The 21,931-nt window shown below is 60.7% G+C and carries 23 protein-coding genes; 10 read left to right on the forward strand and 13 right to left on the reverse strand.

The window, feature by feature from the left end:
- Nucleotides 1-213: 213 nt before the first annotated feature.
- Both ACQZ6J_RS18375 and ACQZ6J_RS18380 read left to right on the forward strand, forming a co-directional pair.
- Nucleotides 214-1,986, forward strand: coding sequence for a tetratricopeptide repeat protein (locus ACQZ6J_RS18375; RefSeq protein ID WP_449085136.1), 1,773 nt, complete (start codon nt 214-216; stop codon nt 1,984-1,986).
- 218 nt (nt 1,987-2,204) lie between these two features.
- Nucleotides 2,205-3,161 carry a TadE/TadG family type IV pilus assembly protein gene (locus ACQZ6J_RS18380; protein ID WP_449085137.1) on the forward strand — a complete coding sequence of 319 codons (957 nt, stop codon included), beginning with the start codon at nt 2,205-2,207 and terminating at the stop codon, nt 3,159-3,161.
- A gap of 138 nt (nt 3,162-3,299) precedes the next feature.
- Here ACQZ6J_RS18380 and ACQZ6J_RS18385 read toward each other — a convergent pair whose 3' ends face one another.
- From ACQZ6J_RS18385 to ACQZ6J_RS18420, 8 genes are all read right to left on the reverse strand, one after another.
- On the reverse strand, nt 3,300-4,136 hold the full coding sequence (locus ACQZ6J_RS18385; RefSeq protein ID WP_449085138.1) for a bifunctional allantoicase/(S)-ureidoglycine aminohydrolase: 837 nt from the start codon (nt 4,134-4,136) through the stop codon (nt 3,300-3,302).
- Between the two features lie 87 nt (nt 4,137-4,223).
- Nucleotides 4,224-4,451 carry a hypothetical protein gene (locus ACQZ6J_RS18390; RefSeq protein WP_449085139.1) on the reverse strand — a complete coding sequence of 76 codons (228 nt, stop codon included), beginning with the start codon at nt 4,449-4,451 and terminating at the stop codon, nt 4,224-4,226.
- A gap of 184 nt (nt 4,452-4,635) precedes the next feature.
- Entirely contained in the window at nt 4,636-6,087 is a 1,452-nt protein-coding gene (locus tag ACQZ6J_RS18395; RefSeq protein ID WP_449085140.1) for a sensor histidine kinase, read from the reverse strand.
- A complete protein-coding gene (locus ACQZ6J_RS18400; RefSeq protein WP_163992363.1) occupies nt 6,084-6,758 on the reverse strand; it encodes a response regulator transcription factor in 675 nt (224 codons plus the stop codon). The genes ACQZ6J_RS18395 and ACQZ6J_RS18400 overlap by 4 nt, the downstream gene beginning before the upstream one ends.
- A 150-nt stretch (nt 6,759-6,908) precedes the next feature.
- Nucleotides 6,909-7,253: a type II toxin-antitoxin system RelE/ParE family toxin gene (locus tag ACQZ6J_RS18405; RefSeq protein ID WP_163992361.1), complete on the reverse strand. Its 345-nt coding sequence runs from the start codon at nt 7,251-7,253 to the stop codon at nt 6,909-6,911.
- The gene (locus ACQZ6J_RS18410; protein WP_163992359.1) at nt 7,240-7,515 is read right to left on the reverse strand and encodes a type II toxin-antitoxin system ParD family antitoxin; all 276 of its coding nucleotides are present in this window, start codon (nt 7,513-7,515) and stop codon (nt 7,240-7,242) included. Before ACQZ6J_RS18410 ends, ACQZ6J_RS18405 begins: the two co-directional genes overlap by 14 nt.
- A gap of 239 nt (nt 7,516-7,754) precedes the next feature.
- Nucleotides 7,755-8,477 (reverse strand): L,D-transpeptidase, encoded by a 723-nt coding sequence (locus tag ACQZ6J_RS18415; protein ID WP_432444420.1) that lies wholly within the window; start codon nt 8,475-8,477, stop codon nt 7,755-7,757.
- Between the two features lie 295 nt (nt 8,478-8,772).
- Complete coding sequence (locus ACQZ6J_RS18420; protein ID WP_449085141.1) at nt 8,773-9,714, reverse strand: LysR family transcriptional regulator; 942 nt, start codon at nt 9,712-9,714, stop codon at nt 8,773-8,775.
- Between the two features lie 167 nt (nt 9,715-9,881).
- Between ACQZ6J_RS18420 and ACQZ6J_RS18425 the strand changes: the two genes are divergently transcribed.
- The 7 genes from ACQZ6J_RS18425 (at nt 9,882) to ACQZ6J_RS18455 (ending at nt 16,188) form a co-directional block, all read left to right on the forward strand.
- Entirely contained in the window at nt 9,882-11,063 is a 1,182-nt protein-coding gene (locus ACQZ6J_RS18425; protein ID WP_449085142.1) for a muconate/chloromuconate family cycloisomerase, read from the forward strand.
- An 11-nt stretch (nt 11,064-11,074) separates the two neighbouring features.
- Nucleotides 11,075-11,365 carry a muconolactone Delta-isomerase gene (catC, locus tag ACQZ6J_RS18430; protein WP_163992349.1) on the forward strand — a complete coding sequence of 97 codons (291 nt, stop codon included), beginning with the start codon at nt 11,075-11,077 and terminating at the stop codon, nt 11,363-11,365.
- Nucleotides 11,366-11,449: 84 nt separating this feature from the next.
- The gene (gene catA / locus ACQZ6J_RS18435; protein WP_163992347.1) at nt 11,450-12,388 is read left to right on the forward strand and encodes a catechol 1,2-dioxygenase; all 939 of its coding nucleotides are present in this window, start codon (nt 11,450-11,452) and stop codon (nt 12,386-12,388) included.
- Nucleotides 12,389-12,494: 106 nt separating this feature from the next.
- A complete protein-coding gene (locus tag ACQZ6J_RS18440) occupies nt 12,495-13,853 on the forward strand; it encodes a Rieske 2Fe-2S domain-containing protein (RefSeq protein ID WP_449085143.1) in 1,359 nt (452 codons plus the stop codon).
- Nucleotides 13,850-14,338 carry a benzoate 1,2-dioxygenase small subunit gene (benB, locus tag ACQZ6J_RS18445; RefSeq protein WP_449085144.1) on the forward strand — a complete coding sequence of 163 codons (489 nt, stop codon included), beginning with the start codon at nt 13,850-13,852 and terminating at the stop codon, nt 14,336-14,338. The genes ACQZ6J_RS18440 and benB overlap by 4 nt, the downstream gene beginning before the upstream one ends.
- A 42-nt stretch (nt 14,339-14,380) precedes the next feature.
- On the forward strand, nt 14,381-15,406 hold the full coding sequence (benC, locus tag ACQZ6J_RS18450) for a benzoate 1,2-dioxygenase electron transfer component BenC (RefSeq protein ID WP_449085145.1): 1,026 nt from the start codon (nt 14,381-14,383) through the stop codon (nt 15,404-15,406).
- Nucleotides 15,403-16,188: a 1,6-dihydroxycyclohexa-2,4-diene-1-carboxylate dehydrogenase gene (locus ACQZ6J_RS18455; RefSeq protein WP_449085146.1), complete on the forward strand. Its 786-nt coding sequence runs from the start codon at nt 15,403-15,405 to the stop codon at nt 16,186-16,188. The genes benC and ACQZ6J_RS18455 overlap by 4 nt, the downstream gene beginning before the upstream one ends.
- 76 nt (nt 16,189-16,264) lie before the next feature.
- Here the strand turns inward: ACQZ6J_RS18455 and ACQZ6J_RS18460 are convergent, their stop codons facing one another.
- Nucleotides 16,265-17,605 (reverse strand): class I SAM-dependent methyltransferase, encoded by a 1,341-nt coding sequence (locus ACQZ6J_RS18460; RefSeq protein WP_449085147.1) that lies wholly within the window; start codon nt 17,603-17,605, stop codon nt 16,265-16,267.
- 473 nt (nt 17,606-18,078) lie between these two features.
- Between ACQZ6J_RS18460 and ACQZ6J_RS18465 the strand changes: the two genes are divergently transcribed.
- A complete protein-coding gene (locus ACQZ6J_RS18465; protein WP_449085148.1) occupies nt 18,079-18,444 on the forward strand; it encodes a chemotaxis protein CheW in 366 nt (121 codons plus the stop codon).
- A 55-nt stretch (nt 18,445-18,499) separates the two neighbouring features.
- Here ACQZ6J_RS18465 and ACQZ6J_RS18470 read toward each other — a convergent pair whose 3' ends face one another.
- From ACQZ6J_RS18470 to ACQZ6J_RS18485, 4 genes are read right to left on the reverse strand one after another with little or no spacing between them, the layout of a single operon-like run.
- Nucleotides 18,500-19,204 carry an ABC transporter ATP-binding protein gene (locus tag ACQZ6J_RS18470; protein ID WP_449085149.1) on the reverse strand — a complete coding sequence of 235 codons (705 nt, stop codon included), beginning with the start codon at nt 19,202-19,204 and terminating at the stop codon, nt 18,500-18,502.
- On the reverse strand, nt 19,201-20,025 hold the full coding sequence (locus tag ACQZ6J_RS18475) for an ATP-binding cassette domain-containing protein (RefSeq protein ID WP_449085150.1): 825 nt from the start codon (nt 20,023-20,025) through the stop codon (nt 19,201-19,203). Before ACQZ6J_RS18475 ends, ACQZ6J_RS18470 begins: the two co-directional genes overlap by 4 nt.
- Nucleotides 20,018-20,875: an ABC transporter permease gene (locus ACQZ6J_RS18480; protein WP_449085151.1), complete on the reverse strand. Its 858-nt coding sequence runs from the start codon at nt 20,873-20,875 to the stop codon at nt 20,018-20,020. The genes ACQZ6J_RS18475 and ACQZ6J_RS18480 overlap by 8 nt, the downstream gene beginning before the upstream one ends.
- Entirely contained in the window at nt 20,872-21,921 is a 1,050-nt protein-coding gene (locus ACQZ6J_RS18485) for an ABC transporter permease (RefSeq protein WP_163992431.1), read from the reverse strand. Before ACQZ6J_RS18485 ends, ACQZ6J_RS18480 begins: the two co-directional genes overlap by 4 nt.
- Between the last annotated feature and the right edge of the window lie 10 nt (nt 21,922-21,931).

Below are 21,931 nucleotides of genomic sequence, written 5' to 3' on the forward strand. Positions count from 1 at the left end.
CAAACAATAGTCGGACCCGTCGAGCCAAGTCCTGAGAGGGCTCCGGCAAAGTTCTGATATTTTCTGATATTTTTCTGATGTCCGCGATTTTTGCCGAAAAAATCGATACTTAGCCGACTCCCCCGGACGTGGTCGGCCTGCACATGCAGGTCCCGATTGTTTTCCCGGATACAGGCATGGGTACGTTGACTGTCGAACTAAGCTCTCTTTATATTGCACCATATTTTAAATGCTGCGGTTGAGGATCGTTGGGAGCAGGTGTTTTGTTTCGCTGGGTTCGTTCTTGATCCAGATCGTGCCGAGCTTCATGGGCCTGACGGCTCCGTGATCCGGCTGCGCCCCAAGGCTTTTGAACTGCTGACATTCCTCGTCACGAATAATCGGCGCGCCGTCGGCAAGCAGGAGCTGATGGAAGCAGTCTGGCCCGCGATACACGTCGGGGAAGACAGCCTGTTTCAATGCATCCGGGAAATACGCGCGGCATTGAACGACTCGGAACGACACATGATCAAGCTTGTGTCCGGCCGCGGTTATCTCTTCACTGCCGAGGTATCCGTCAAAGAGGAAGGCTCGGATCTCCGGTCCGGAGCGGGCAATATACCGGCGTCCGGCGCGCAGCCGATGGCCGATTTCGTCGCACCGGAGCGCCGGCCCGGCTCACGCAAGGCATTGGCTTTCTGGGCATTCGCAGTGCTGTGTGTGGCCGTCGCATTCAGTCTTGCGATCTTTTCGTTTAGAGGCGGCGATGTGTTCGGCTCAAGCAAACCAGTCATCGAAGTCCTGCCGATTGTCGACAGCGCTACCGATCCCGAAAGCACCGCCCTTGCGCAGGCTGTCGCGGCGGAGATGATCAACGGCCTTGCCAAGATCGACGGCATCCGCTTGATAGCGTCCAAGGAGCAGGGTCCGGTGACCACCGCCGAAACGATTCCGGCGCGAGCCCATGGTGCGGGCCTCCTCCTTCAGGGGGAACTGCAGAGAGGCCCGCAATCCTGGATTTTCCAGACACGCCTCATCAATGTAACCAGCCGCGAAATTGAATCCGTTGCCGAAATAACCCTGGATGCCGGCGAACCTGACCAGCAGCGTCTCGCATCCCGGCTCGCCGCCGGCGCCGGCTATGAGCTCGCAATCCGCCTGAACAAATTCGGGGAGGCCGAGAGCCAACCGCAGACAGGCGCCGCCGACATCGCAATACAACAGGCAACCGCATCGATTAATCAGACGACGAAGGAGCGTTTCACGACGGCGCGAACCATCCTCGAAAAGTATCTGGCCGATCAACCGGACAATGTCGATCTCCAGATCGCGCTTGCGGCACTGCATCTGCGCGGGATTCAGCTCGCCTGGTACAGTCCTGCCGAGGGCAAGGCAGCAGAAAGCGAGGCAAGATCCCTGCTTGAGCGTGCCCTGCGCAGCAGGCCAACCGCCAGCCCGGTGCTTGGGGTCTATTGCCGCTTTCTGACCGTAACCAACCAGTTTTCGGAGAGTCTCGTCGCGTGTGCGAGGGCACTGAGCTTCAATCCGTGGGATGGCACGGCGTTGTTCCATCTCGGCCTTACGCAGATTCAATTGGGACGCTTCGAGGATGCCCTTGCGACATTCGAACAAGCCGACCGCTTCGATACTCCCGACGTTTCACGCTGGACCTGGCTGTTGGGAGCCGGATGGGCCGATGTGCTGTTAAACCGCAATGAGGACGCCGTCAGGTGGCTGCGACGCTCCATCGCGATCACACCGGGAACCGGACGCGCCCACATGCTCCTGGCGGTCGCTTATCAGCGATCGGGTCAACCGGACGAGGCAAAGCAAGCTCTTGCCAAGGGCCTGGAGTTGCGCCCAGGTTCGACAACCGCCAACATCTCCCTCCCCTCTCGCAATACCAGTCCGGTCTTTATCGAAGCACGACGGAAAATTAGCCAGACGCTGATTGAGTTGGGACTGCCAACTGGCGATGATGAGCAAAAATCAGCCAGTCAGAACTGATGAAATGCGCTACCAGTAAAGACTATCTTTGGTTGTTTATCTAAAAATATCTACTTCAAGTAATTTTATCCGTACAGAAAGTAGAATAACTGAAGTATTGCAACCAGTTCAGCTTGCATAAAAGCTCATTCGATAGAAATTAATCCACGTTTTAAACCATGCCTTTATAATTTCTGCGCATTGTCCGACCAAAGTTTAAATCTTTTTTGGTTGAGATAATGGCTATTGATTTTCTCCGGCATATGCGCCGCCTGGCAGCCGACAGCGGCGGCAATTTCGCGACGATGACGGCGCTGATCGCCGTTCCTCTGGTTGCCGTAGCGGGGATGGCCGTCGACTACTCGTCGGCGACACATCAGCGGGCCAATCTGCAGGAAATCGCCGACGGTGCGGCGCTGGCGGGCGGCAAGGTTTTCGACGGCACCAATCTTGCCACGGCACAGGCCGAGGCGACCCGTTTCATCACGGCCTACGCCGACACGACGCCCGCCAACCTCAGCTATACCATCACAGCGAGCGGGCGGATTCTTTCGGTCAATTTGACCGGTGCCGTTCCGACGAGCCTGATGCGCATCGCCAATATCAACAGCATCAACATCGGCGTGAATTCCCAGGCGACGGCGCCGGCAAAACCCGATGTCGTGACGCTCACGCCTACCCAGGCGCAAGGTTGGTATTACAAGGTGATCACCATCCGCGTCGTCCGGCCCAATGCGACGACCGAAACGGTCGTCGGCACAGTGACCTATCAGCCGACGACGCACAACAATGACGGTCAGGGAACGATGACAGCCGTGCCCACCGGGCCGATTACCCTTGGCCAATATACCAAGCTGGTACTGCAGATGGATGTCAAGGACGACGGCTGCCCGCTCGGAAAGGCCGCATCGGTATCGAGCAACAATACCGTCACCTGCAGCAGCAAGAACTCGGCCAGCACGAAGTACGACCTGACCTTGCGAACGGACGACCCGAATACCTCCAACTATCTTTTCGTCGACGGCAGCGAACTTCCAAAGGGCGTGACATTGCCTATCGAGAATTATTTCGGCTGCCAGGCCGCGCAGAAGCATGCCTGGGAGGATGGCGGCGGTTGGGATCGGCAGGACTTCTTCTACACGATCTCGTCGCAGTGCTCGTCGTCCGACGGCGATGCGGTGCGCCTTACGAACTGATGCAACGACTATCAGACAGCCACCCTATAGGGGCTGTCTGAACGATGCGTCTCGCTTCGGCAAGCACCCAGCCGGCAGCGCGATCGAAAAAGCGGGATCCGGCGCCAGGGACGCCGGCTCCAGGCGATATCGGCTGGCTTAACGGCGCGATCCGAAAGGACGAAGCGCCATGTGGCGGTTGACATCCTTGTAGAGCAGGTAGCGGAAGGGGCCAGGGCCTCCGGCATAGCAGGCCTGCGGGCAGAAGGCGCGCAGCCACATGAAGTCTCCGGCCTCCACTTCCACCCAGTCCTGGTTGAGGCGATAGACGGCCTTGCCTTCCAGCACATAGAGCCCGTGTTCCATGACATGCGTTTCCGCAAAAGGAATGACGGCGCCTGGCTGCAGGGTGACGATCGTTACATGCATGTCATGGCGAAGGTCGGATGGATCGACGAAGCGGGTGGTCGCCCAGCGCCCTTCCGTGCCCGGCATGGCTGCGGGCGTGATATCCTTCTCGTTGAGGATCAGCGGCTGCGGATGGTCCAGTCCGTCGACAGCCTCGTAAGCCTTGCGGATCCAGTGGAAACGGGCATGAGCGCCGCTACGGTTGTGCAGCGACCATTTCAGGCCCGGCGGCAGGAAGGCATAGCCGCCCGGCTGCAGAACATGCTTGCCGGAGGGCAGCGTCAACTCGATCTCGCCATCGACGACAAAGAGCACTCCTTCGGCTTCCGCGTCCTGCTCCGGCCTGTCGCTGCCACCGCCGGGCGCCACTTCCATGATGTATTGCGAAAAAGTCTCCGCAAAGCCGGAGAGCGGTCTGGCGATAATCCAGCAGCGCGTATCGTTCCAGAAGGGCAGAAAGCTGGTGACGATGTCCTGCATGACCCCTTTCGGGATAACGGCATAGGCCTCGGTGAATACGGCGCGCCCCGTCAGCAGATCGCTTTGCGGCGAATGGCCGCCAAGGGAGGAGTAATAGTTTCTTTGCATTGTCTGGACCCTTCATTCTCGTAGATTCGAGAGGCCAAAACATTTGCCTCCCCGATAGTTGGACAGCGTTGAAATCGGAATGCCGCGTTAGGTCGCCCCTGTTTCCTCCCGGAGCATCACGATGTCATCATAGCCGAGGCGACCGGCGCAATGCAGCCGCATCCCGCCGCCACGATCGACATCTGCAGCGATTGCCATCGGCATCCGCCCGGCAACCGCCTTGTGCAGTCGAGAATCCATGGTATCGCCAAAAGCAGAGAGGGGAGTGCAGACAGCTGCCAGGGAAAGCCAAGCCGACAGCAAAATTTTCAACATGCCCCATCCCGTTGGTGTCTCGCGCCCGAAACTAGCAGGGAACTCGACTTCAGAAAATCAAATATCCGGCTTCAGACCGCCGGGAAAAGAAAAACACTTTCAGGATTTTGTGTGGCAATAGCCGGCGAGAGGACCGTGCCGACGGCCTTGATGAAATGCGCCCGCCCGCCGTTCGGCGATGCTCTCACCCCTTTTGCCGCCAGCCCATGTCCGCCACCACGACCGACGGTGGTATGGAGCCGATCTGCAGCCGCACGCAAAAGCCGTGGCCGGTATCCAGGAACGAGACTCTTCCACCGTGGAGTTCCGCCGCCTTCTTGACCAGGTTCAGCCCCAGACCCGCCCCGGAGGAGCTGGCGTTGATGCGGCGAAACGGCTCGAAGACACGATCACGCTCCGATGGCGGTATGCCGGGACCCTGATCGCAAACATCGATCGTGCCGGCAGCGCCGACCCGAACGACGATCGAACCTTTGGCGCCGGCGTGATCGATGGCGTTGCGGATCAGGTTGACGACCGCCATCTCGATCGTCGAGGTCTGGATTACGAAGACTGCTTCTTGCGGGCTCGGCTCAAAATCGAAGTCATAGCCGGCATCCATGGCTATCGGAGCAAGATCGGCGGCGATGGCCTCGACCACCACATTCAGATCCTTCCTTTCCGCGCGCAGTTCCACCGCGCCGATAGCCTGCATTTCCAGCAGTTGATGCGCGACGCGAGAGAGACGGTCGATATCGTCCCGCAATTGCCGGCTGACCTCGGCCTCGGGAAGAAGATCCGCCCGCGTTCGTGCAATCGCGATTGGCGTTCGCAGTTCGTGCGCCGCATCGGCAAGGAAACGATTGTGCCTGTTATATCCGTCATCCAGTTTGGAAAGGGCATGATTGAACGCATCAACCAACGGAATGATCTCGGTCGGCACCTTCGCACGGTCGAGGCGGGCGGAACGGGTATCGAAGTCGATTGCCTGCGCTTGCCTCGCCGTTTCGACGAGCCCGCTCAGTGAACGTCCGACAGCACGGGGAGTCACGAGCAGCGTTGCCACGCCCGTGAGCGCCAGTATCGGGAAGACGCCTATGAAGATGACGAATGCCAGAGCCGGCAATACGTTGAGCCACTGGATTTCCCCATGGACACTTTTGGCAACTTCGACGCGGATATTGATCCACACATTCAAGCCATCATTGGTGAAGCCCCGCTCGGTGGCGGCGATGATCTGGAGCTTGCCGACAGATGTCTCCCGGTTCTCGACCGTGGCATGTGTCCCGTTGCCCGCCTCCAGCCTCGCCCGATCCACCGTCCAGGGGAAGCTCTCGTTGAGAGAGGTCGACGGTATCTCTCCATATTGGAGGAGGATCCCCTTATGGTCCCGGACGGTAAACCAGAGCTCCGGATATCGCTGCTTCAGCTCGGCGACCTCCTGCGTCTCCGCCACCTGCAGCTGCCCGTCGTCATCCCTGGTTATCTGCTGCGCAACGACACGGACGGCCTCTTCGTTGGCGTCTTCGAGCTCCGGATTGATGATCCAGATCCAGCCGACGAGGAGGATGAAGAAGAGGACGAGAAGAAAGGCCTGCAATGCGATCAGGCGCTTTATCAGGCCCCAGCGTAGCGATCGGCTGCGTTCCGGGTTCATGCCTTCGCCCGGATGAGGTAACCGATGTTTCGCACCGACCGGATCTCGACCGAGGCCTCGGTCAGCAGAAGCTTCTTTCGGATCCGTGAGATGTGCGCATCCAAGGCGTTCGATCCGATCTCGTCCTCGAGAGCATAAACCGCTTCGATCAGGTTCGGCCTCGTGACGATCCGGTTCGGACGGCGCATCAACGCCTCCACCACCAGATATTCACGCCGCGGAAATTCGACGAGCGCCCCGCCGATGGAAACTTCGTTGGTTCGGGGATCGACACTGAGGTTGCCGAAACTCAGATATCTGTCGGAAACAGCAGGTCCCCTTCGCTGCAGGGCTCGCAGGCGGGCTAGCAGCTCCTCGATTGCGAAGGGCTTGGCAAGATAGTCGTCGGCGCCGCTGTCCAGCCCGTCAACGCGATGATCGACACCGCCAAGAGCGGTCAGCACGAGGATCGGCACCGGATGCTTGCGTTGGCGAAGCGCTGCAACAAGATCCAGCCCCTCGCCATCCGGCAGGCGGCGATCCAGCACCAGGACGTCATAGGTCCCGACGCGGGCCATGGCGTCCGCATCCGCAATCGTACGGACATGATCGGCGAGAACATCGCGACGCCTCAGCGCTTCGAGCAGCGCTCGGGCCATTTCGGGCTCATCCTCAAGAAGCAAGATTCGCAATGACTTCTCCCCAAAGGATGGCCGCTGCCATCCTTTGCCCCCACTGACAGCCAAAGATTGCGGCTACATTACACGCAGATCCGCGAAGTCGCACCTTGGGATGTATCTACGATTGCGGATAGCGGACCCGTGCTTCGGCCGACGACGTTCTCATTCCGCAAGGGCACGCGCCAGCATCCGCCTGATGTGATCCTGACCGCCGAAGAAAATTGCGGCGACGACGATCGTCCGATGGTCCTCGATCGGCAGAAACCAGACAGCAGCCTTGTCGCGCCGCAAGAAGCGGATGCCCGGATGGATATCCGGCCGCAATGTTCCGATATACGGTGTCTCGACCAGTCGATGGATCGCGAGGCGAAGATCACGAATACGCTCTGCGGCACGCTCCAGAGCTTCGTCCGGCAGATCACCCAGATCGATATAGGCCGCAAACAGATGATCGAAGATCAGCTCGAAATCGCGGTCCGCGGCGCTGGAATATTCAAGGGTCCACACGAAGAGCTCGCCGCTTTCGCTCGATCATGCTCTCGATCCGCTCTTCCATATCCTTTGCCGAGACCTTCGGCCCATCGACGCGGCGCTGGATAAGCGTGCGAAGTCCTTCCGTCTCGGCGGATTCGGTCTCGGTCTTCTGACGAAGCAGTTCCAGGCCTTGCTGGAGAACCGAACTCAAGCTGGAGTAGCGTCCCGTCTCGACAAGCGAACGGGCGAACGCATCCTGCTGATCGGTCAGGGATATCGACGATTTGACGCTCACGAGACTATCTCCTTCCGGTACAAAATGCTACCCAGTCGCATATATGTCAAGACACGGCGCCGGCATCGTTTGCTGCCGCGGGGCTGTCGTTGCCGCCTCGCGGCACGGGCTGACGCCTTTCGGATCCGGTGCCTGGCACCATAGCCCATGTTCCTTGCCGGCCGGATGACGCCGCCATTTCGTTGTCGGCATCCCGTCATGCGGAGACGGCAGCTCCCATCTTCAAGGGAGCCGCCCGTTCAGGCAGAAACTCCCTTGCCTTGAAGCGCGGTTTGATGAACGACAATTCGCGCGTGATAGGGAATGCGTTCATAGAGATCGATGACGTCCTGATTGACCAATCGAACGCAGCCCGACGACGTTGCCTTGCCGATCGAATTCCACTCCGGCGAGCCATGAAGGCGGTAGAGCGTGTCCTTGCCGTTCTGGAATATGTAAAGGGCGCGCGCACCCAACGGGTTTTTGACGCCCGGATCCATTCCGCCGTTTGCCACGGAATATTTCGCAAGTTCCGGTTTCCGGGCGATCATGTCGTTCGGCGGCTTCCAGCGCGGCCAATGCTGCCTCCAGTGGATAACCCCCTCGCCCTCCCAGGCAAAGCCGTCGCGGCCGATGCCGACGCCATATCGCATGGCTGTACCGCCGCGTTCGACGACGTAGAGAAATCGTGACGCGGTATCGACGACCACCGTCCCGGGCGGTTCGCCGGTCGGGTCCGTCACGCGCTGCCGGTAGTATTTCGGGTCCATCTTTCGATAAGGTATGGCGGGAAGAACGTGACCGCCATCGACAGCCGACGCATAGCGAGCCTCAAGTTCGGCATTCGGCGCAGCTTCGCTCTCCGCGGTGGACGCGACGGGAACGACCGGCGGCAAGCGGGCGGGAGCCGCAATCGGAGTCGGAACGGGGGCCGTCGTGGCACACCCCGCAAGCGCCGCCGTCACAGAGATAGACCCGAGCATGAAAGCTCGTCGGGACAGAGTCTTTTCGTTCCTGGTCAAGCGCATTCCTATCCTAACGAGCCTCGCAAATCCGTGTCCCATCCTCGGCCGATGAAGGACAAAAAATGAAACATGTCTAATCATTATGTGGTGATAAGCTCATAGCCAGTTGCGAGCCATGATGGCAAGTTTGCTGACATCATGACCGAGCGGCCTCTTGGCCGAGCCGGGCCTGAACCCACAGAGATTTTGCGTTTCCACCCCCATCTCCGGCCTCGTAATGGCAATTCGCAGTCTTACCCGCGACGGGCGCCGCCTAGCTGTCGAACGAGTGGCCGGGCAAGACATTGTGTTCCATGTCCAGCCATGGCGGGTTTTCCCGGTACATTTCCTCAATCAGCCGTTTGATGAGATCGATATAGACGGAATTGTCGCCGACGCGATGGTTGAGGATCACCGGAGACGTCATCGCCTCTTCCTCGATCAGCCGATAGTGCACATCGGACCGCATCTGCCGCGCGGATGAAGGGATGACGCATACTCCGGCATCGGCAGCCACCAGGCCGAGGGCGGTCTGGATTTCCCGCACCTCATGCACTTCCGCCGGGCGAACATCGTGGCGCTGCAGCAGCCCCAAAACCTGATCGGCATAGCTCGGCCGCGGCTCCTTCGGATAGACGATCAGCTTTTGCCCGCGCAGACTCTTCACCGACAACGGGGTGGCAGCCCCTGCAAGTGCCGTCGCCATGGGCACGGCGGCCACGAGGCGCTCCTCGCGCAGGACAGTCCCGACCACATTGGGATCGCTATGACGTAGCCGGCCGAAGCCGACATCGATGCGCCCCTCCTTGAGTGCGGGAATTTGCTGGACCGACACCAGTTCCAGCAGCTGGATATCCAGCTCGGGCGCATGCTGGCGCATCTTGCGGACCAGCGAGGGAAGTCCGCCGTAGAGCGTCGATGCGACGAAACCGATGGAGAAGACGCTGTTCTGATTGAGGCCGATACGGCGCGTCGCGTCCCGCATCTGCTCGACGCGGCCGAGAACCTGCAGCGCCTGCTCGTAGAACAGCCGGCCGGCATCGGTGAGACGCACGGGCCGGCTTTTGCGAATGAGCAGCGATACTCCCAACCCCTCCTCCAGGAGCTGGATCTGCCGGCTCAGAGGCGGCTGCGCGATATGCAGCAATTCGGCAGCACGCGTAAAATTTCGCTCCTGGGCGACCGCCACGAAATAGCGAAGCTGACGAAGATCCATTCTCCATATCCTACCGGTTGGCACGCCATTCAACGTCGTCATTCGATATGCTGCGATGCGATAAGTCTATAAATATTACCATTTTTCTCCTTATCATACCTTAAAGGTATCGTTTGAGATACAAATGGTGTTGGACGTATGCCGCCTGCCCGGCGCAGAGTTCAGTCATGAACACGACCTTTGCACCCCTTGCGCCGAACGCAACGACCGCCCCCGTTATCGAACGAGTGGAAACGCTGCTGATCGACGTGCCGACTATCCGCCCGCACAAGCTCTCCGTCGCGACGATGAACGGCCAGACCCTGATGCTGGTCAAGGTTCACTGCAGCGACGGCATTGTCGGCATCGGCGAGGGAACGACGATCGGCGGCCTTTCCTATGGCGCAGAAAGCCCGGAGGGCATGAAGCTCGCGATAGACACCTATTTCCAGCCGGCGATGGTCGGACAGGATGCAACCCGCATCCAGATCCTGATGGCGCGCATCGGCAAGAGGATCAAGGAAAACCGCTTCGCCAAATGCGCCATCGAGACGGCATTGCTCGATGCACATGGCAAGCGTCTCGGCCTGCCCGTCAGCGAACTGTTGGGAGGGCGGGTGCGCAGCCGCCTGCCCGTGGCATGGACGCTGGCCTCCGGCGACACGGCGACGGACATCGCCGAAGCCGAGAAGATGCTCGACCTTCGCCGCCACAGGATCTTCAAACTGAAGATCGGCGCCAGGGCGCCGCGCGAAGACATCGCGCATGTCGCCGCCATCAAACGCGCGCTCGGCGACCGCGGCGCGGTTCGCGTCGATGTCAACATGGCCTGGAGCGAAACCGAAGCAGCCTACGGCATGGCGGCGCTCGCCGATGCGGGCTGCGAGCTGGTGGAACAGCCCGTCGCTTCGGCGGCGGCGCTGACGCGGCTCGTGCGTCGCTTCCCCATCGCCCTCATGGCCGATGAATCCCTGCAAGGCCCGGAGACCGCCTTCGAGCTTGCGAAGGTCAGCGGCGCGGATGTCTTCGCAATCAAGATCGAGCAGAGCGGCGGCCTCTTCAACGCGCAGCGTGTGGCGGCAATCGCCGATGCAGCGGGGATCGAGCTCTATGGCGGCACCATGCTCGAAGGTGCCGTCGGCACCGCCGCATCCGCCCACGCCTTTTCCACCTTCGCCAACCTGCAATGGGGAACGGAGCTCTTCGGCCCGTTGCTGCTGACCGAGGAAATCCTCGCAACGCCGTTGGAGTATGGCGACTTCGAGCTGGCCGTTCCCGAAGGGCCCGGCCTCGGCATCGCACTGGACGATGACCGGGTGAAATTCTTCCTGCGCGACGGACCGCGCAAAACCGTGAGCGCCGCCAGGTAGAGGAGTAGAATATGCTTTTTCATGTGCGAATGGACGTCAACATCCCCCGGGATCTGCCTCAGGCGGAAGCGGGCGAGATCATCGCCCGAGAGAAGGCCTATTCGCAGGAGCTGCAACGCAGCGGAAAATGGCGGCATATCTGGAGAATTGCCGGCGAGTACGCGAACTACAGCATTTTCGACGTGAAGGACAACGAAGAGCTGCATGCGATCCTGACGGGACTGCCGCTGTTCAAGTTCATGACCATCAAAGTCACGCCGCTTTTGCGGCATCCGTCGTCGATCCGCGACGACGACACCTGAGGCGACGGCGTGGAAGAGGACCTTGCCGCTGGCCGGGTTTTCGAAACGATGTTCGCAACAACCGGAAAAGAGGAGGAGTAAGACATGAGTGTGAGGATTTTTGACAGACCCGACGTGCAGGATTTCCTGAAAGTTCTGAGCGGTCTGACCAACAATGGCGGCAATCCCCGCGTCAAACAGGTTATCCATCGGCTGATGTCCGACCTGTTCAAGGCCATCGACGACCTCGACATCACCCCGGACGAATACTGGACTGCCATTGCGTGGCTCAATGAAATCGGCGCCGCCGGGCAGGCGGGCCTCATCTCCCCCGGCCTTGGGCTCGACCATTTTATCGACGAGCGCCTCGATGCCATCGATGATGCGCTCGGCATCAAGAACGAGACACCGCGCACGATCGAGGGGCCGCTCTATGTGGCCGGCGCGCCGGTATCGCAGGGCTTTGCCCGTCTCGACGACGGCACCGATGCCAACGGTCATACGCTCATCATGCATGGCACCGTCTATGGGGCCGGGGGCAAGCCGCTACCCGGCGCATCCGTCGAGGTCTGGCACTGTGATACGCGCGGGTTTTACTCCCATTTCGATCCCACCGGGAAACAGGCGCCGTTCAACATGCGCCGCACGATCATCGCCGATGCCGACGGCTGTTACAAGTTCCAGAGCATCGTGCCGCATGGCTATGGCGTTCCTCCAGGCAGCCCGACCGAACAACTCCTGTCGGCCCTCGGCCGCCATGGCCAGCGCCCGGCTCACATCCATTTCTTCATCGGCGCCGACGATCATCGCAAGCTGACGACCCAGATCAACATCGCCGGCGATCCGCTTGTGAACGACGATTTCGCCTATGCCACGCGGGACGGCCTGGTTCCGGCCGTGACGGAACGGAGCGACGAAGCCAGCATCAAGGCCAACAATCTCAGCGGCCCGTTTGCAGAGATCGAGTTCGACTTCCATCTCACCGCCCTCGTCAACGGCGTGGACAATCAGGTCAACGAGCAGCGCAAGCGCGCGGCGGCGTAACCGATTGACGCGGTGGCCCCTGGGGCCACCGCACCCTCTTCATCACCCTTTCATCATCGACATTGTTGCTGTGCTGCGCCGAGGCGCCGCGAGCGGGAGAGAAACCATGTCCGCGATCATAGATAAGGCCCGAGACCTCGATCATCTGCTGACGACTGCGGTGCAGGATGACAAGGAGGCCGGCATATTTCGTTGTCGCCGCGACATCTTCACCGATGAAGACCTGTTCGAGCTGGAGATGAAGCATATCTTCGAGAGCAACTGGGTCTACCTGGCGCATGAAAGCCAGATTCCGGACAACAACGACTATTACACGACCTATATCGGCCGCCAGCCCGTGGTCATCACCCGCGACAAGACGGGAGAATTGCATGCGGTCATCAATGCCTGCGCCCATCGCGGCGCCATGCTGTGCCGGCGCAAGCACGGCAACAAGGGCAGCTTCACCTGCCCCTTCCACGGCTGGACCTTCTCCAACACCGGCAAGCTGCTGAAGGTCAAGGACGAGAAGACCACCCAGTATCCCCAGCAGTTTGCCCAGAACGGCTCGCACGATCTCAAACGGGTGCCGCGCTTCCAGAGCTACCGCGGCTTTCTCTTCGGCAGCCTGAACGAAGACGTCGCGTCACTCGAGGATTATCTCGGCGAAGCGAAAATCATCGTAGACCAGATCGTCGATCAAGCGCCTGAAGGCCTGGAAGTGCTGCGCGGCAACTCGTCCTACATCTACGACGGAAACTGGAAACTCCAGATGGAGAACGGCTGCGACGGCTATCATGTCAGCTCCGTCCATTGGAACTATGCGGCGACCATGGGCCGGCGCAACGAGGACGGTACGAAGGCGGTCGATGCCAACGGCTGGAGCAAGTCCATCGCCGGCGTCTACGGTTTCGAAAACGGCCACATCCTGTTGTGGACGCGGGCAATGAACCCGGAAGTCAGGCCGGTCTACAATCGCCGCGACGAGATCGAGGCCCGCGTCGGCTCCGACAAGGCGGATTTCATCATCAACCAGACCCGCAACCTCTGTCTCTATCCGAACGTGTTCCTGATGGATCAGTTCAGCACGCAGATCCGCGTCACCCGTCCCATCAGCGTCGACAAGACCGAAATCAGCATCTTCTGCTTCGCGCCGAAGGGCGAAAGCGAAGCGGATCGAGCCCTCCGTATCCGGCAATATGAGGATTTCTTCAACGTATCCGGCATGGGCACGGCCGATGACCTCGAGGAGTTTCGCGCCTGCCAGGCCGGCTATGCCGGAACGACAGCGCTCTGGAACGATCTGTCGCGCGGTGCGCCGCTCTGGATCGACGGCCCCGACGAAAACGCCAGGAGGATGGGCCTCGAGCCGCTGCTATCGGGCGAGCGCAGCGAGGACGAGGGATTGTTCGTCCGCCAGCACGAATATTGGGCGAAAGTGATGCGGGAGGCGCTCGCCGCCGAAAAGGAGGGTGTTCTGTCATGAGCATTTCCGACGACGAGATCCGCGCCTTTCTCTATCGCGAGGCGCGCCTGCTCGATGACCGCGAATGGGATGAATGGCTCACTTGTTATGCGCCGGATGTAACCTACTGGATGCCGGCCTGGGACGATGACGACCAGCTGACAGAGGATCCGCATGCGCAGATATCCCTGATCTTCTATCCTAGCCGCGACGGCCTGGAAGACCGGGTGTTCCGCATCAAGACCGAACGCTCCGGCGCATCGACGCCGGAGCCGCGGACGAGCCACAACGTCAATAATATCGAGCTGCTGGCTCGCCGCGATGCGGAAGTCGACATTCGCTACAACTTCCACACGCTGAACCACCGCTACAAGGTCACGGATCAGTTCTTCGGAACCATGTTCGTCACCCTGCGCAGGAGCGGCGATCAACTGCTGATCTCAGCCAAGAAGATCGTGCTCAAGAACGACTACATCCGTCAGGTCATCGACATCTATCACATCTGACAGACGTCTCCTGACGGCATGGGAACGGACGAGGAGGGTTCCATGACCAGCTACAACATCGCTTTGAACTTCGAGGACGGCGTGACCCGCTTCGTCGAATGCAAGGAAGACGAAAAGGTTCTCGACGCTGCCTTCCGCAACAAGATCAACCTGCCGATGGACTGTTCCGACGGCGTGTGCGGCACCTGCAAATGCCGCGCCGAAAGCGGCAGCTACGATCTCGGCGACGACTATATCGATGACGCCCTGACCGCCGATGAAGCAAAAAGCGGGCTCGTCCTGACCTGCCAGATGAAGCCGTCCTCCGACTGCGTCATCGCGGTTCCGACGACATCGACGGCCTGCAAGACCGGACAACAGAAATTTGCCGCGACAGTCGTGCAGATCACGCCGCATAACGATGCCGCCATCGTGCTGGAGCTGGAAGTCGATGGCGTCTCCCCCGTTTTCCTGCCCGGCCAGTATGTCAATATCGATGTACCCGGCAGCGGGCTGCATCGTTCCTATTCCTTCAGCAGCGCACCCGGCGAGCGGCGCATCGGCTTCCTGATCAAGAAGATCCCCGGTGGCGTGATGAGCAGCTGGCTCGCCCAGGCGCAAACCGGCGAAAAGCTCGATATCATAGGCCCCATGGGCAGCTTCTATCTGCGCGACGTCCGGCGCCCATTGCTGATGCTTGCGGGCGGAACCGGTCTTGCGCCATTCCTGTCGATGCTGGAGGCGCTGGCCCGCGAAAACTCGCAGCAGCAGATCCATCTCATCTACGGCGTGACCCGGGATCTGGACCTGGTGCTCGTCGACCAGATCGAGGCTTACACGAAGCGACTGGCGAACTTCACCTACAGCACGGTCGTCGCCGAGGAGTCTTCCAGCCATCCGCGCAAGGGCTGGGTCACCCAGCACATGCCGGCAGAGATGCTTCATGGCGGCGATGTCGACGTCTATCTGTGCGGTCCGCCGCCGATGGTCGACGCGGTTCGCAACCATTTCGACGAGAGCGGCGTTGCACCCAACAGCTTCCACTACGAAAAGTTCACGCCCAACGTTGTGGCAAAGGAAGCCGCATGAGCGCTTCCTGTTTTCCGGGCCGCTTTGCTGGCAAGACGATCGTCGTCACCGGTGCCGCACAGGGCATAGGCCGGGCGGTGGCAACGCGAGCGGCCGAAGAGGGCGGGACAGTGCTGTTTGTCGACCGCGCCGATTTCGTCGCCGAGGTGGCAGCCACCGCGAGCGTCGACGCCCGGGCCTTCAATGCCGACCTCGAGACTTATGAAGGCGCTGCGGCGGCCATGCGGTTTGCCGCCGAGACCTTTGGCGGCATCGATATCTTGATCAACAATGTCGGAGGGGCGATACGCATGCGGCCCTATGCCGAATTCGAAGCGCAGCAGATCGACGCGGAAATCCGCCGTTCGCTGATGCCGACCCTCTACTGCTGCCACGCCGTTCTGCCGCATCTATTTGCCCGCGGCGGCGGGACCATCGTGAATGTATCCTCCAACGCGACGCGCGGTATTCACCGCGTGCCCTATTCGGCCGCCAAGGGCGGCGTCAACGCGATCACGCAATCGCTTGCTATGGAACTCGCCGATCGGAACATTCGGGTGGTCGCCACGGCACCCGGCGGCACGGATGCCCCGGCGCGCCGGGTCCCACGCAACGCTGCCGGAGACAGCGCCGCCGAGACGGGCTGGATGGCCGACGTGGTGCAGCAAGTCACGGCGTCGAGCCTCATGAAGCGCTATGCGACCATCGACGAGCAGGTTGCACCGATCCTGTTCCTGGCCTCGGACGAAGCATCCTATATTACCGGCAGCGTACTGCCCGTTGCCGGCGGCGATCTTGGCTGATTATGCGTTCGCGCTATCGGCTGGCGTCAATCCCGAACAGCGGGACCGACGCCAGCGACGATAGCGCAAGCCGTCCTCAAATGTTGCAGGAGGATTCGGCGCCGGATTGGTTTTGCTGACGGGATTTGCGCTCGTCATGCACGGTCAGATCCCGTCTTGCCCGCGCGCTCGCGGCTTCGATCGGTTCCGCCCGGCCTTGCTCGGCCACGGCAGCCCGCGCCCGCTCGATATCGACCATGTAGTCACGCGCCAGCGGAAGAGCCGAGACGTTCTTCGTCAGCTGCAATTGCCAGTTCATGTGACCCATGCGACGGAAGGCGAGTTCGGATCCGATCAGGTAGAATTCGAACATCCGGCAGAAACGCTCGTCGTAAAGCTTGGCCAGAGTGCTCCTGTTCTTCATGAAGCGCTCGCGCCACTGCTCCAGCGTCTTGGCATAGTGAAGGCGCAGGATCTCGATGTCGGTCGCCCAAAGGCCGGACTTCTCGACCACGGACAGGACCTCGGATGTGGCCGGCGAATAGCCGCCAGGGAAGATGTATTTGGCGATCCACGGATTGGTGCTGCCCGGGCCGTCGGCCCGGCCGATCGCATGGATAAGCGCCACGCCATCCTCCTTGAGCACGGAGCGGATCTTGTCGAAGAAGGTCCGATAGTGATTGATGCCCACATGCTCGAACATTCCGACCGAGACGATGCGGTCGACCGGACGCGTCCAGGAGCGATAGTCCAGCAGCTCGAACGTCACCAGGTGCTCCAGGCCGGCTTCCTTTGCGCGGACCTTTGCAGCAGCCAATTGCTCTTCCGAAAGCGTCAGGCCCGTGACCCGCGCTCCGAACTCCCTGGCCAGATAAAGCGCCATGCCGCCCCATCCGCAGCCGATATCCAGGACCTCGAGTCCCGGGCGATCAAGCATCAGCTTCGAGGCGATATGCCGCTTCTTCTTGAGCTGCGCCTCCTCAAGCGTCTCGTCGCCGACGGGAAAATAGGCGCAGGAATATTGACGGTCTTCATCCAGCATCAGTGAGTAGAGGCGCGCGTCAAGATCGTAGTGATGCGCAACGTTGCGCTTCGATCGGCCTGCGAAATTCAACTGATCGAGGTTTCGGCGCAGCCAGCGGATCTTTTCCATCAGCTTTTCGAAAGGATGGCTCCCGCCATCCATCATGTTGAGGACGAGGAAATCCATCAGCTGGAAGAGGTCGCCGGAAACCGGCATGAGGTCGCCGTCCATATAGGCTTCGCCGAACGCCAGAGCCGGATTGAAGAGCAGACGGCGCTTTGCGCGCGCGGTTTTTATCTTCATCGCCGCGCGCGGTTCCGATCCCGTACCGAAACTGCGTGTGGAACCATCGGGAAAAGTGACCGTGAGCGTACCGATTTTGATCAAGCGGGAAAGAGCTGCTTCTAGGAACATGACAACTACCTGTTTATCGTTTCCTTACGGGTGGTTCTTCGGCCTGAGGGCGGCCAGGAATCCCGTGACGGTATTTCTATGCGGAAAGCGTACTACTTAATCTGGTAGAATATCCAGATCATTTGCGACATCAAGGTTGCGGCGGCTTGACGACGACAATATGCAATTTGGCTGTATCAGCATGGTCGAAATCGCGCCCGGTATTGGCTCGGCCCCGTATCGGTTCGCAAAAGACTGCCGTTCGCATCGTATGCGATTGGCGAATCACAGCCCGATGCGGCCGAAAAAGCAATGCTTCGTTAGAATTTTAGATAAGCCTTCAATTCGTCATCAAGGCCGCAACTCTATTGTCGGCACGTCTGGCCGAACCGTGTTCGGCGGCACCATGACAGTGCCAAGGCATCCTCAAATAGGCCTTGCCTCAGACGGCTGCACTTTTGACCAGGGAGTCCCTCGGCGGGACGAAGTGCTCGATGTCTCTGTCAACTTTTCTTCGCCGTCGCGCAGCGATGGCCGTGCGTGTCCACAATACGCTGTGCACGTTCATCGATGGAACGATCGTCGCGCGGGCGGATAATTGGCGTCCGTTGCACGGAAGCCCCGATCTGTGCCATGCGCTCGGCCATACGTCATATCGCGGCGAGCTGGTGCCGGTATACGATCTGGCAACGATGCTGGGCAATGTCCCTTCGCAAGGCTGCCAGATTGCCATCGTCAAAATGGCAGTCGGCCATATCGCATTCCTGATCGACGAATTCGTCGGCAGTACCTCGGCGGCCAACGAAGCCATTCATCTCTCGCAACTCGAGATTTTTCGTCACGAGCACATGGCTGCCTGACGCCGCTTTGCAGCCTCTAAAGGATAATGGCGATCGCTTTCCTGGGCTTCCGGCGCTAGCCGGCCTTCGACAAGCTTGCGCGATCCATGATCTGCGTGATGACCCCACCGCCCATGATCGCGGCGCGGTCGCACATATGGGCAACGACGCCCGGATCGTGGCTGACGAGCACCAGGGTCATTCCGTGTGCCGCCTTCAAATCGTTGAGAAGGTTGAGAATGCCCGCCTGCACCGAAACATCGAGGGCGGATGTCGGTTCGTCGAGCAGCAACAGCTTCGGGCGCAATAGCAGCACGCGCGCAATGGCCACGCGCTGCCGCTGGCCGCCGGACAATTGGTGCGGATATCGCTGGCTCGTCGCCCCTGCCAGGCCGACCTGGTCGAGAGCCGCCCGCACCTGCGCGTCAACATCCTTCACGCCCCGCAAGGACAGGGGCTCGCCGAGAATGCGCGCGATCGTGTGGCGCGGATGCAGGGAAGAATAGGGATCCTGAAACACCATCTGGATGTTGTCGCGCAACGAGCCTGCAATCTTCTTGCCCGGCTGGAGCGGCTCGCCGAAGACGGAAATCCCGCCTTGCCAATGAACATTCAGCCCGGCGATGGCGCGCAGCACTGTCGTCTTGCCGCAGCCGGAGGGACCTATCAGACCGAACGTCTCGCCGCTTGCTACATCGAAACTCACGCCGCGCACGGCCGTGAATGCCTTCCTGGCGCCGGAAAAGGTGATGGAAAGATCAGACACAGTAAGCGCACTCATGCCCCGGCTCCATAGACCGGCAGACGGGTGCCGTAGGTCTTTGCCGATGGCCGTGCCGCCCACAGCGCACGCGTATAGGCGGACTGCGCATTGGCGAGATCGGCCGACGCCAGCTCCTCCTCGATGCGGCCGCCGCGCATGACGACGGCCCTGTCGGCAAACTGCGCCACTTGCTGCAGATCGTGGCTGATGAGCAGCAGACCCATGCCGAATTCTTCGGTCAAGGAACGCAGCAGCGTCAGGATCTGGCCCTGAAGCTCACGGTCGAGCGCGGATGTCGGTTCATCCGCGATCAGCAGCTTCGGACGGTTGATCAGCATCGCCGCGATCATCACGCGCTGCCCCATGCCGCCTGACAGCGCGGCCGGATAGCTCGAATAGACCCGCTTCGGATCGGGAAGGCCGACCTTATGAAGCATGTCGAGCGCCTGTTCGCGTCGCTCAGCGCCAGAAAGGCGCGTATGCAGCAGCAATGTTTCCTCGACCTGCTGGCCGACTTTGTGTGCGGGATTGAGCGAATATTTCGGATCCTGGAGGATGAGGCCTATGCCGTTGCCTCGAAGCGCATTCCAGCCGGAGGCTGGCAACGAGAGGAGGTCCTGGCCTCCGAAGGACAGGCGCGCGGCCCGCACCTGCGCATGGTGCGGCAGCAGCCCCATGATCGCCCGCCCCGTCATCGACTTGCCGGAGCCGGATTCGCCGACGAGGGCGACGATCTCGCGATCGACCGAAAAACCGATACCGTCGACGACGCGCACCATGCCTGCCCCGGAGGGAAACGAAACCGACAGGTCCTGAACGGAGAGCAGCGGCTCAGCCATGACGCGGATCCAGTATGTCGCGCAGGCCGTCAGCCAAAAGGTTGAAGGCGAGCGAGGTGATGAGAATGGCAAAGCCCGGCACGGCCGCCACCCACCATTGATCGAAGATGACCTGCGTGCCTTCCGAGACCATCGCGCCCCATTCGGCGGTCGGCGGACGAACACCGAGGCCAAGGAAACCCAGCCCTGCCGCGGCGAGAATGATGCCCGAGAGATCGAGAGCCAGGCGAATGATCGCCGATGGCAGCACCAAAGGCAGCACATGCCCATAAAGCAGCCGGATACCTCTGATGCCGACCATTTCGGCGGCGGCCAGATAATCGCTCCGGCGAAGCGCTGCCGTCTCCACACGCGCCTGGCGCGCATAGGCGGGCCAGCTGGTGAGAGAGAGCGCCAGAGCGCCGTTGATCAAACCCGGCCCCATGATCGCGACGAAGGCAAAGGCAAGCAGCAGCCTCGGGAAGGACATGACGACATCGGTGACGCGCATCAGGATGCGCTCGGTGATCCCGCCGAGAAAGCCGGCAAGGATACCGACGACGATGCCGAGGGGAGCCATGAGGAGAACGACGAACAGCAACAGGAGCAGGGTCGGACGCGCGCCATAGATCATGCGCGACAGCAGATCGCGACCGAAGCCATCCGTACCGAACCAGTGGGCAATACTCGGCGGCATCAGCCGGTTGGCCGTCTCCTGGAGGTTGGGATCGTACGGCGCAATCAACGGCGCGAGCAGCGCGACGGCAAGGATGAAGACGACGACTGCGCTGCCGGCGGCTGCGGAAGGCGAGCGCAGCAGACGCCGCAGGAAGGACGGTCCGTCGAGCGGATGGTGAACGATGGCACTCACCGCGTCTTCCCCGCCTCAAGCCGTGCGACGCCGAGATCGGTCAGTGCATTGAGCAGCACGAAGGACGCACCGACCACAAGGGTTCCCCCAAGGATCGCCGGCATATCGCCGGCAAACATCGCGGTCGTCAGATAGCGGCCGATACCGGGCCAGGCGAATACGGTTTCGGTGAGCACGGCGCCTTCAAGCAGGCTGGCATAGGAAAGGGCGATCACGATCAGAAGCGTTCCGGATATATTCGGCATGACATGCGCAAAGACGATGCGGGAAAGGCTTGCGCCCTTGGCCCGGGCGGTGGTCACATATTCCTGGCCGAGTTCCGTCAGGATCGAAGCCCGCGTGAGCCGTGAAATGGCCGCGAGCGCGTGAAAGGCAAGCACGGTCGCCGGCAGCGCCAGATGCGCCAGCGCGTCGCGAAAAGCGCCCTGCTTGCCGGAAAGCCATGCATCGATCAGCGCAAAACCGGTGACGGATTTGACCGTATATTGAAAGACGACATCCGCCCGGCCCGGTCCCGGCGCCCAATGCAGGCGCGCATAAAAGAAGAGGAGCATCAGCAGGCCGAGCCAGAAGATCGGCACGGAATAGCCGAGAAGAGAGATGAGCCGCGCCGCGCCGTCGAGCCATGTGCCCTGCCGCATGGCAGCAGCGATGCCGAGCGCCAATCCGATGACGGAGCCCATGATGATCGCCGCCGTTGCGAGCTCGATGGTCGCCGGAAAGGTGCGCGCGATATCCTTGGCGACCGGCTGGCCGGTCGAGGTCGATTGACCGAAATTCCCGGACGCTGCTGTTTCGATATAGCGAAGAAACTGTATCGGCAGCGGCTGATCGAGCCCGAGCTCGGCGCGGGCCTGTTCATAGGTCGATTGGCTGGCGTGGTCGCCGACCATCTGCAGCGCGGGATCGATCGGCGACAGGCGCGTCAGCGCAAAAGTCACCAGCGCAAGTCCGAAGAGCGTCAGCGCAAAGGACCATGCCCAGGAAAGAAACGACCTTACGAAAGACAACTCCCGCCAGGCTTTCATCTGGCGGGAGTTGGTCATGTCGGCATCG

The sequence above is a fragment of the Rhizobium sp. A37_96 genome, assembly GCF_053521765.1.

What these genes read in the sequence shown, in the direction of transcription:
- ACQZ6J_RS18380 (WP_449085137.1), top strand. Translation starts at nt 2,205, where the DNA reads ATGGCTATTGATTTTCTCCGGCATATGCGCCGCCTGGCAGCCGACAGC.
- ACQZ6J_RS18465 (WP_449085148.1), top strand. Translation starts at nt 18,079, where the DNA reads ATGTCTCTGTCAACTTTTCTTCGCCGTCGCGCAGCGATGGCCGTGCGT.
- benC (WP_449085145.1), top strand. Translation starts at nt 14,381, where the DNA reads ATGACCAGCTACAACATCGCTTTGAACTTCGAGGACGGCGTGACCCGC.
- ACQZ6J_RS18455 (WP_449085146.1), top strand. Translation starts at nt 15,403, where the DNA reads ATGAGCGCTTCCTGTTTTCCGGGCCGCTTTGCTGGCAAGACGATCGTC.
- ACQZ6J_RS18475 (WP_449085150.1), bottom strand. Translation starts at nt 20,025, where the DNA reads ATGGCTGAGCCGCTGCTCTCCGTTCAGGACCTGTCGGTTTCGTTTCCC.
- ACQZ6J_RS18395 (WP_449085140.1), bottom strand. Translation starts at nt 6,087, where the DNA reads ATGAACCCGGAACGCAGCCGATCGCTACGCTGGGGCCTGATAAAGCGC.
- ACQZ6J_RS18440 (WP_449085143.1), top strand. Translation starts at nt 12,495, where the DNA reads ATGTCCGCGATCATAGATAAGGCCCGAGACCTCGATCATCTGCTGACG.
- ACQZ6J_RS18425 (WP_449085142.1), top strand. Translation starts at nt 9,882, where the DNA reads ATGAACACGACCTTTGCACCCCTTGCGCCGAACGCAACGACCGCCCCC.
- ACQZ6J_RS18420 (WP_449085141.1), bottom strand. Translation starts at nt 9,714, where the DNA reads ATGGATCTTCGTCAGCTTCGCTATTTCGTGGCGGTCGCCCAGGAGCGA.
- ACQZ6J_RS18485 (WP_163992431.1), bottom strand. Translation starts at nt 21,921, where the DNA reads ATGACCAACTCCCGCCAGATGAAAGCCTGGCGGGAGTTGTCTTTCGTA.
- ACQZ6J_RS18390 (WP_449085139.1), bottom strand. Translation starts at nt 4,451, where the DNA reads ATGTTGAAAATTTTGCTGTCGGCTTGGCTTTCCCTGGCAGCTGTCTGC.
- benB (WP_449085144.1), top strand. Translation starts at nt 13,850, where the DNA reads ATGAGCATTTCCGACGACGAGATCCGCGCCTTTCTCTATCGCGAGGCG.
- catA (WP_163992347.1), top strand. Translation starts at nt 11,450, where the DNA reads ATGAGTGTGAGGATTTTTGACAGACCCGACGTGCAGGATTTCCTGAAA.
- catC (WP_163992349.1), top strand. Translation starts at nt 11,075, where the DNA reads ATGCTTTTTCATGTGCGAATGGACGTCAACATCCCCCGGGATCTGCCT.
- ACQZ6J_RS18415 (WP_432444420.1), bottom strand. Translation starts at nt 8,477, where the DNA reads ATGCTCGGGTCTATCTCTGTGACGGCGGCGCTTGCGGGGTGTGCCACG.
- ACQZ6J_RS18470 (WP_449085149.1), bottom strand. Translation starts at nt 19,204, where the DNA reads ATGAGTGCGCTTACTGTGTCTGATCTTTCCATCACCTTTTCCGGCGCC.
- ACQZ6J_RS18460 (WP_449085147.1), bottom strand. Translation starts at nt 17,605, where the DNA reads ATGTTCCTAGAAGCAGCTCTTTCCCGCTTGATCAAAATCGGTACGCTC.
- ACQZ6J_RS18385 (WP_449085138.1), bottom strand. Translation starts at nt 4,136, where the DNA reads ATGCAAAGAAACTATTACTCCTCCCTTGGCGGCCATTCGCCGCAAAGC.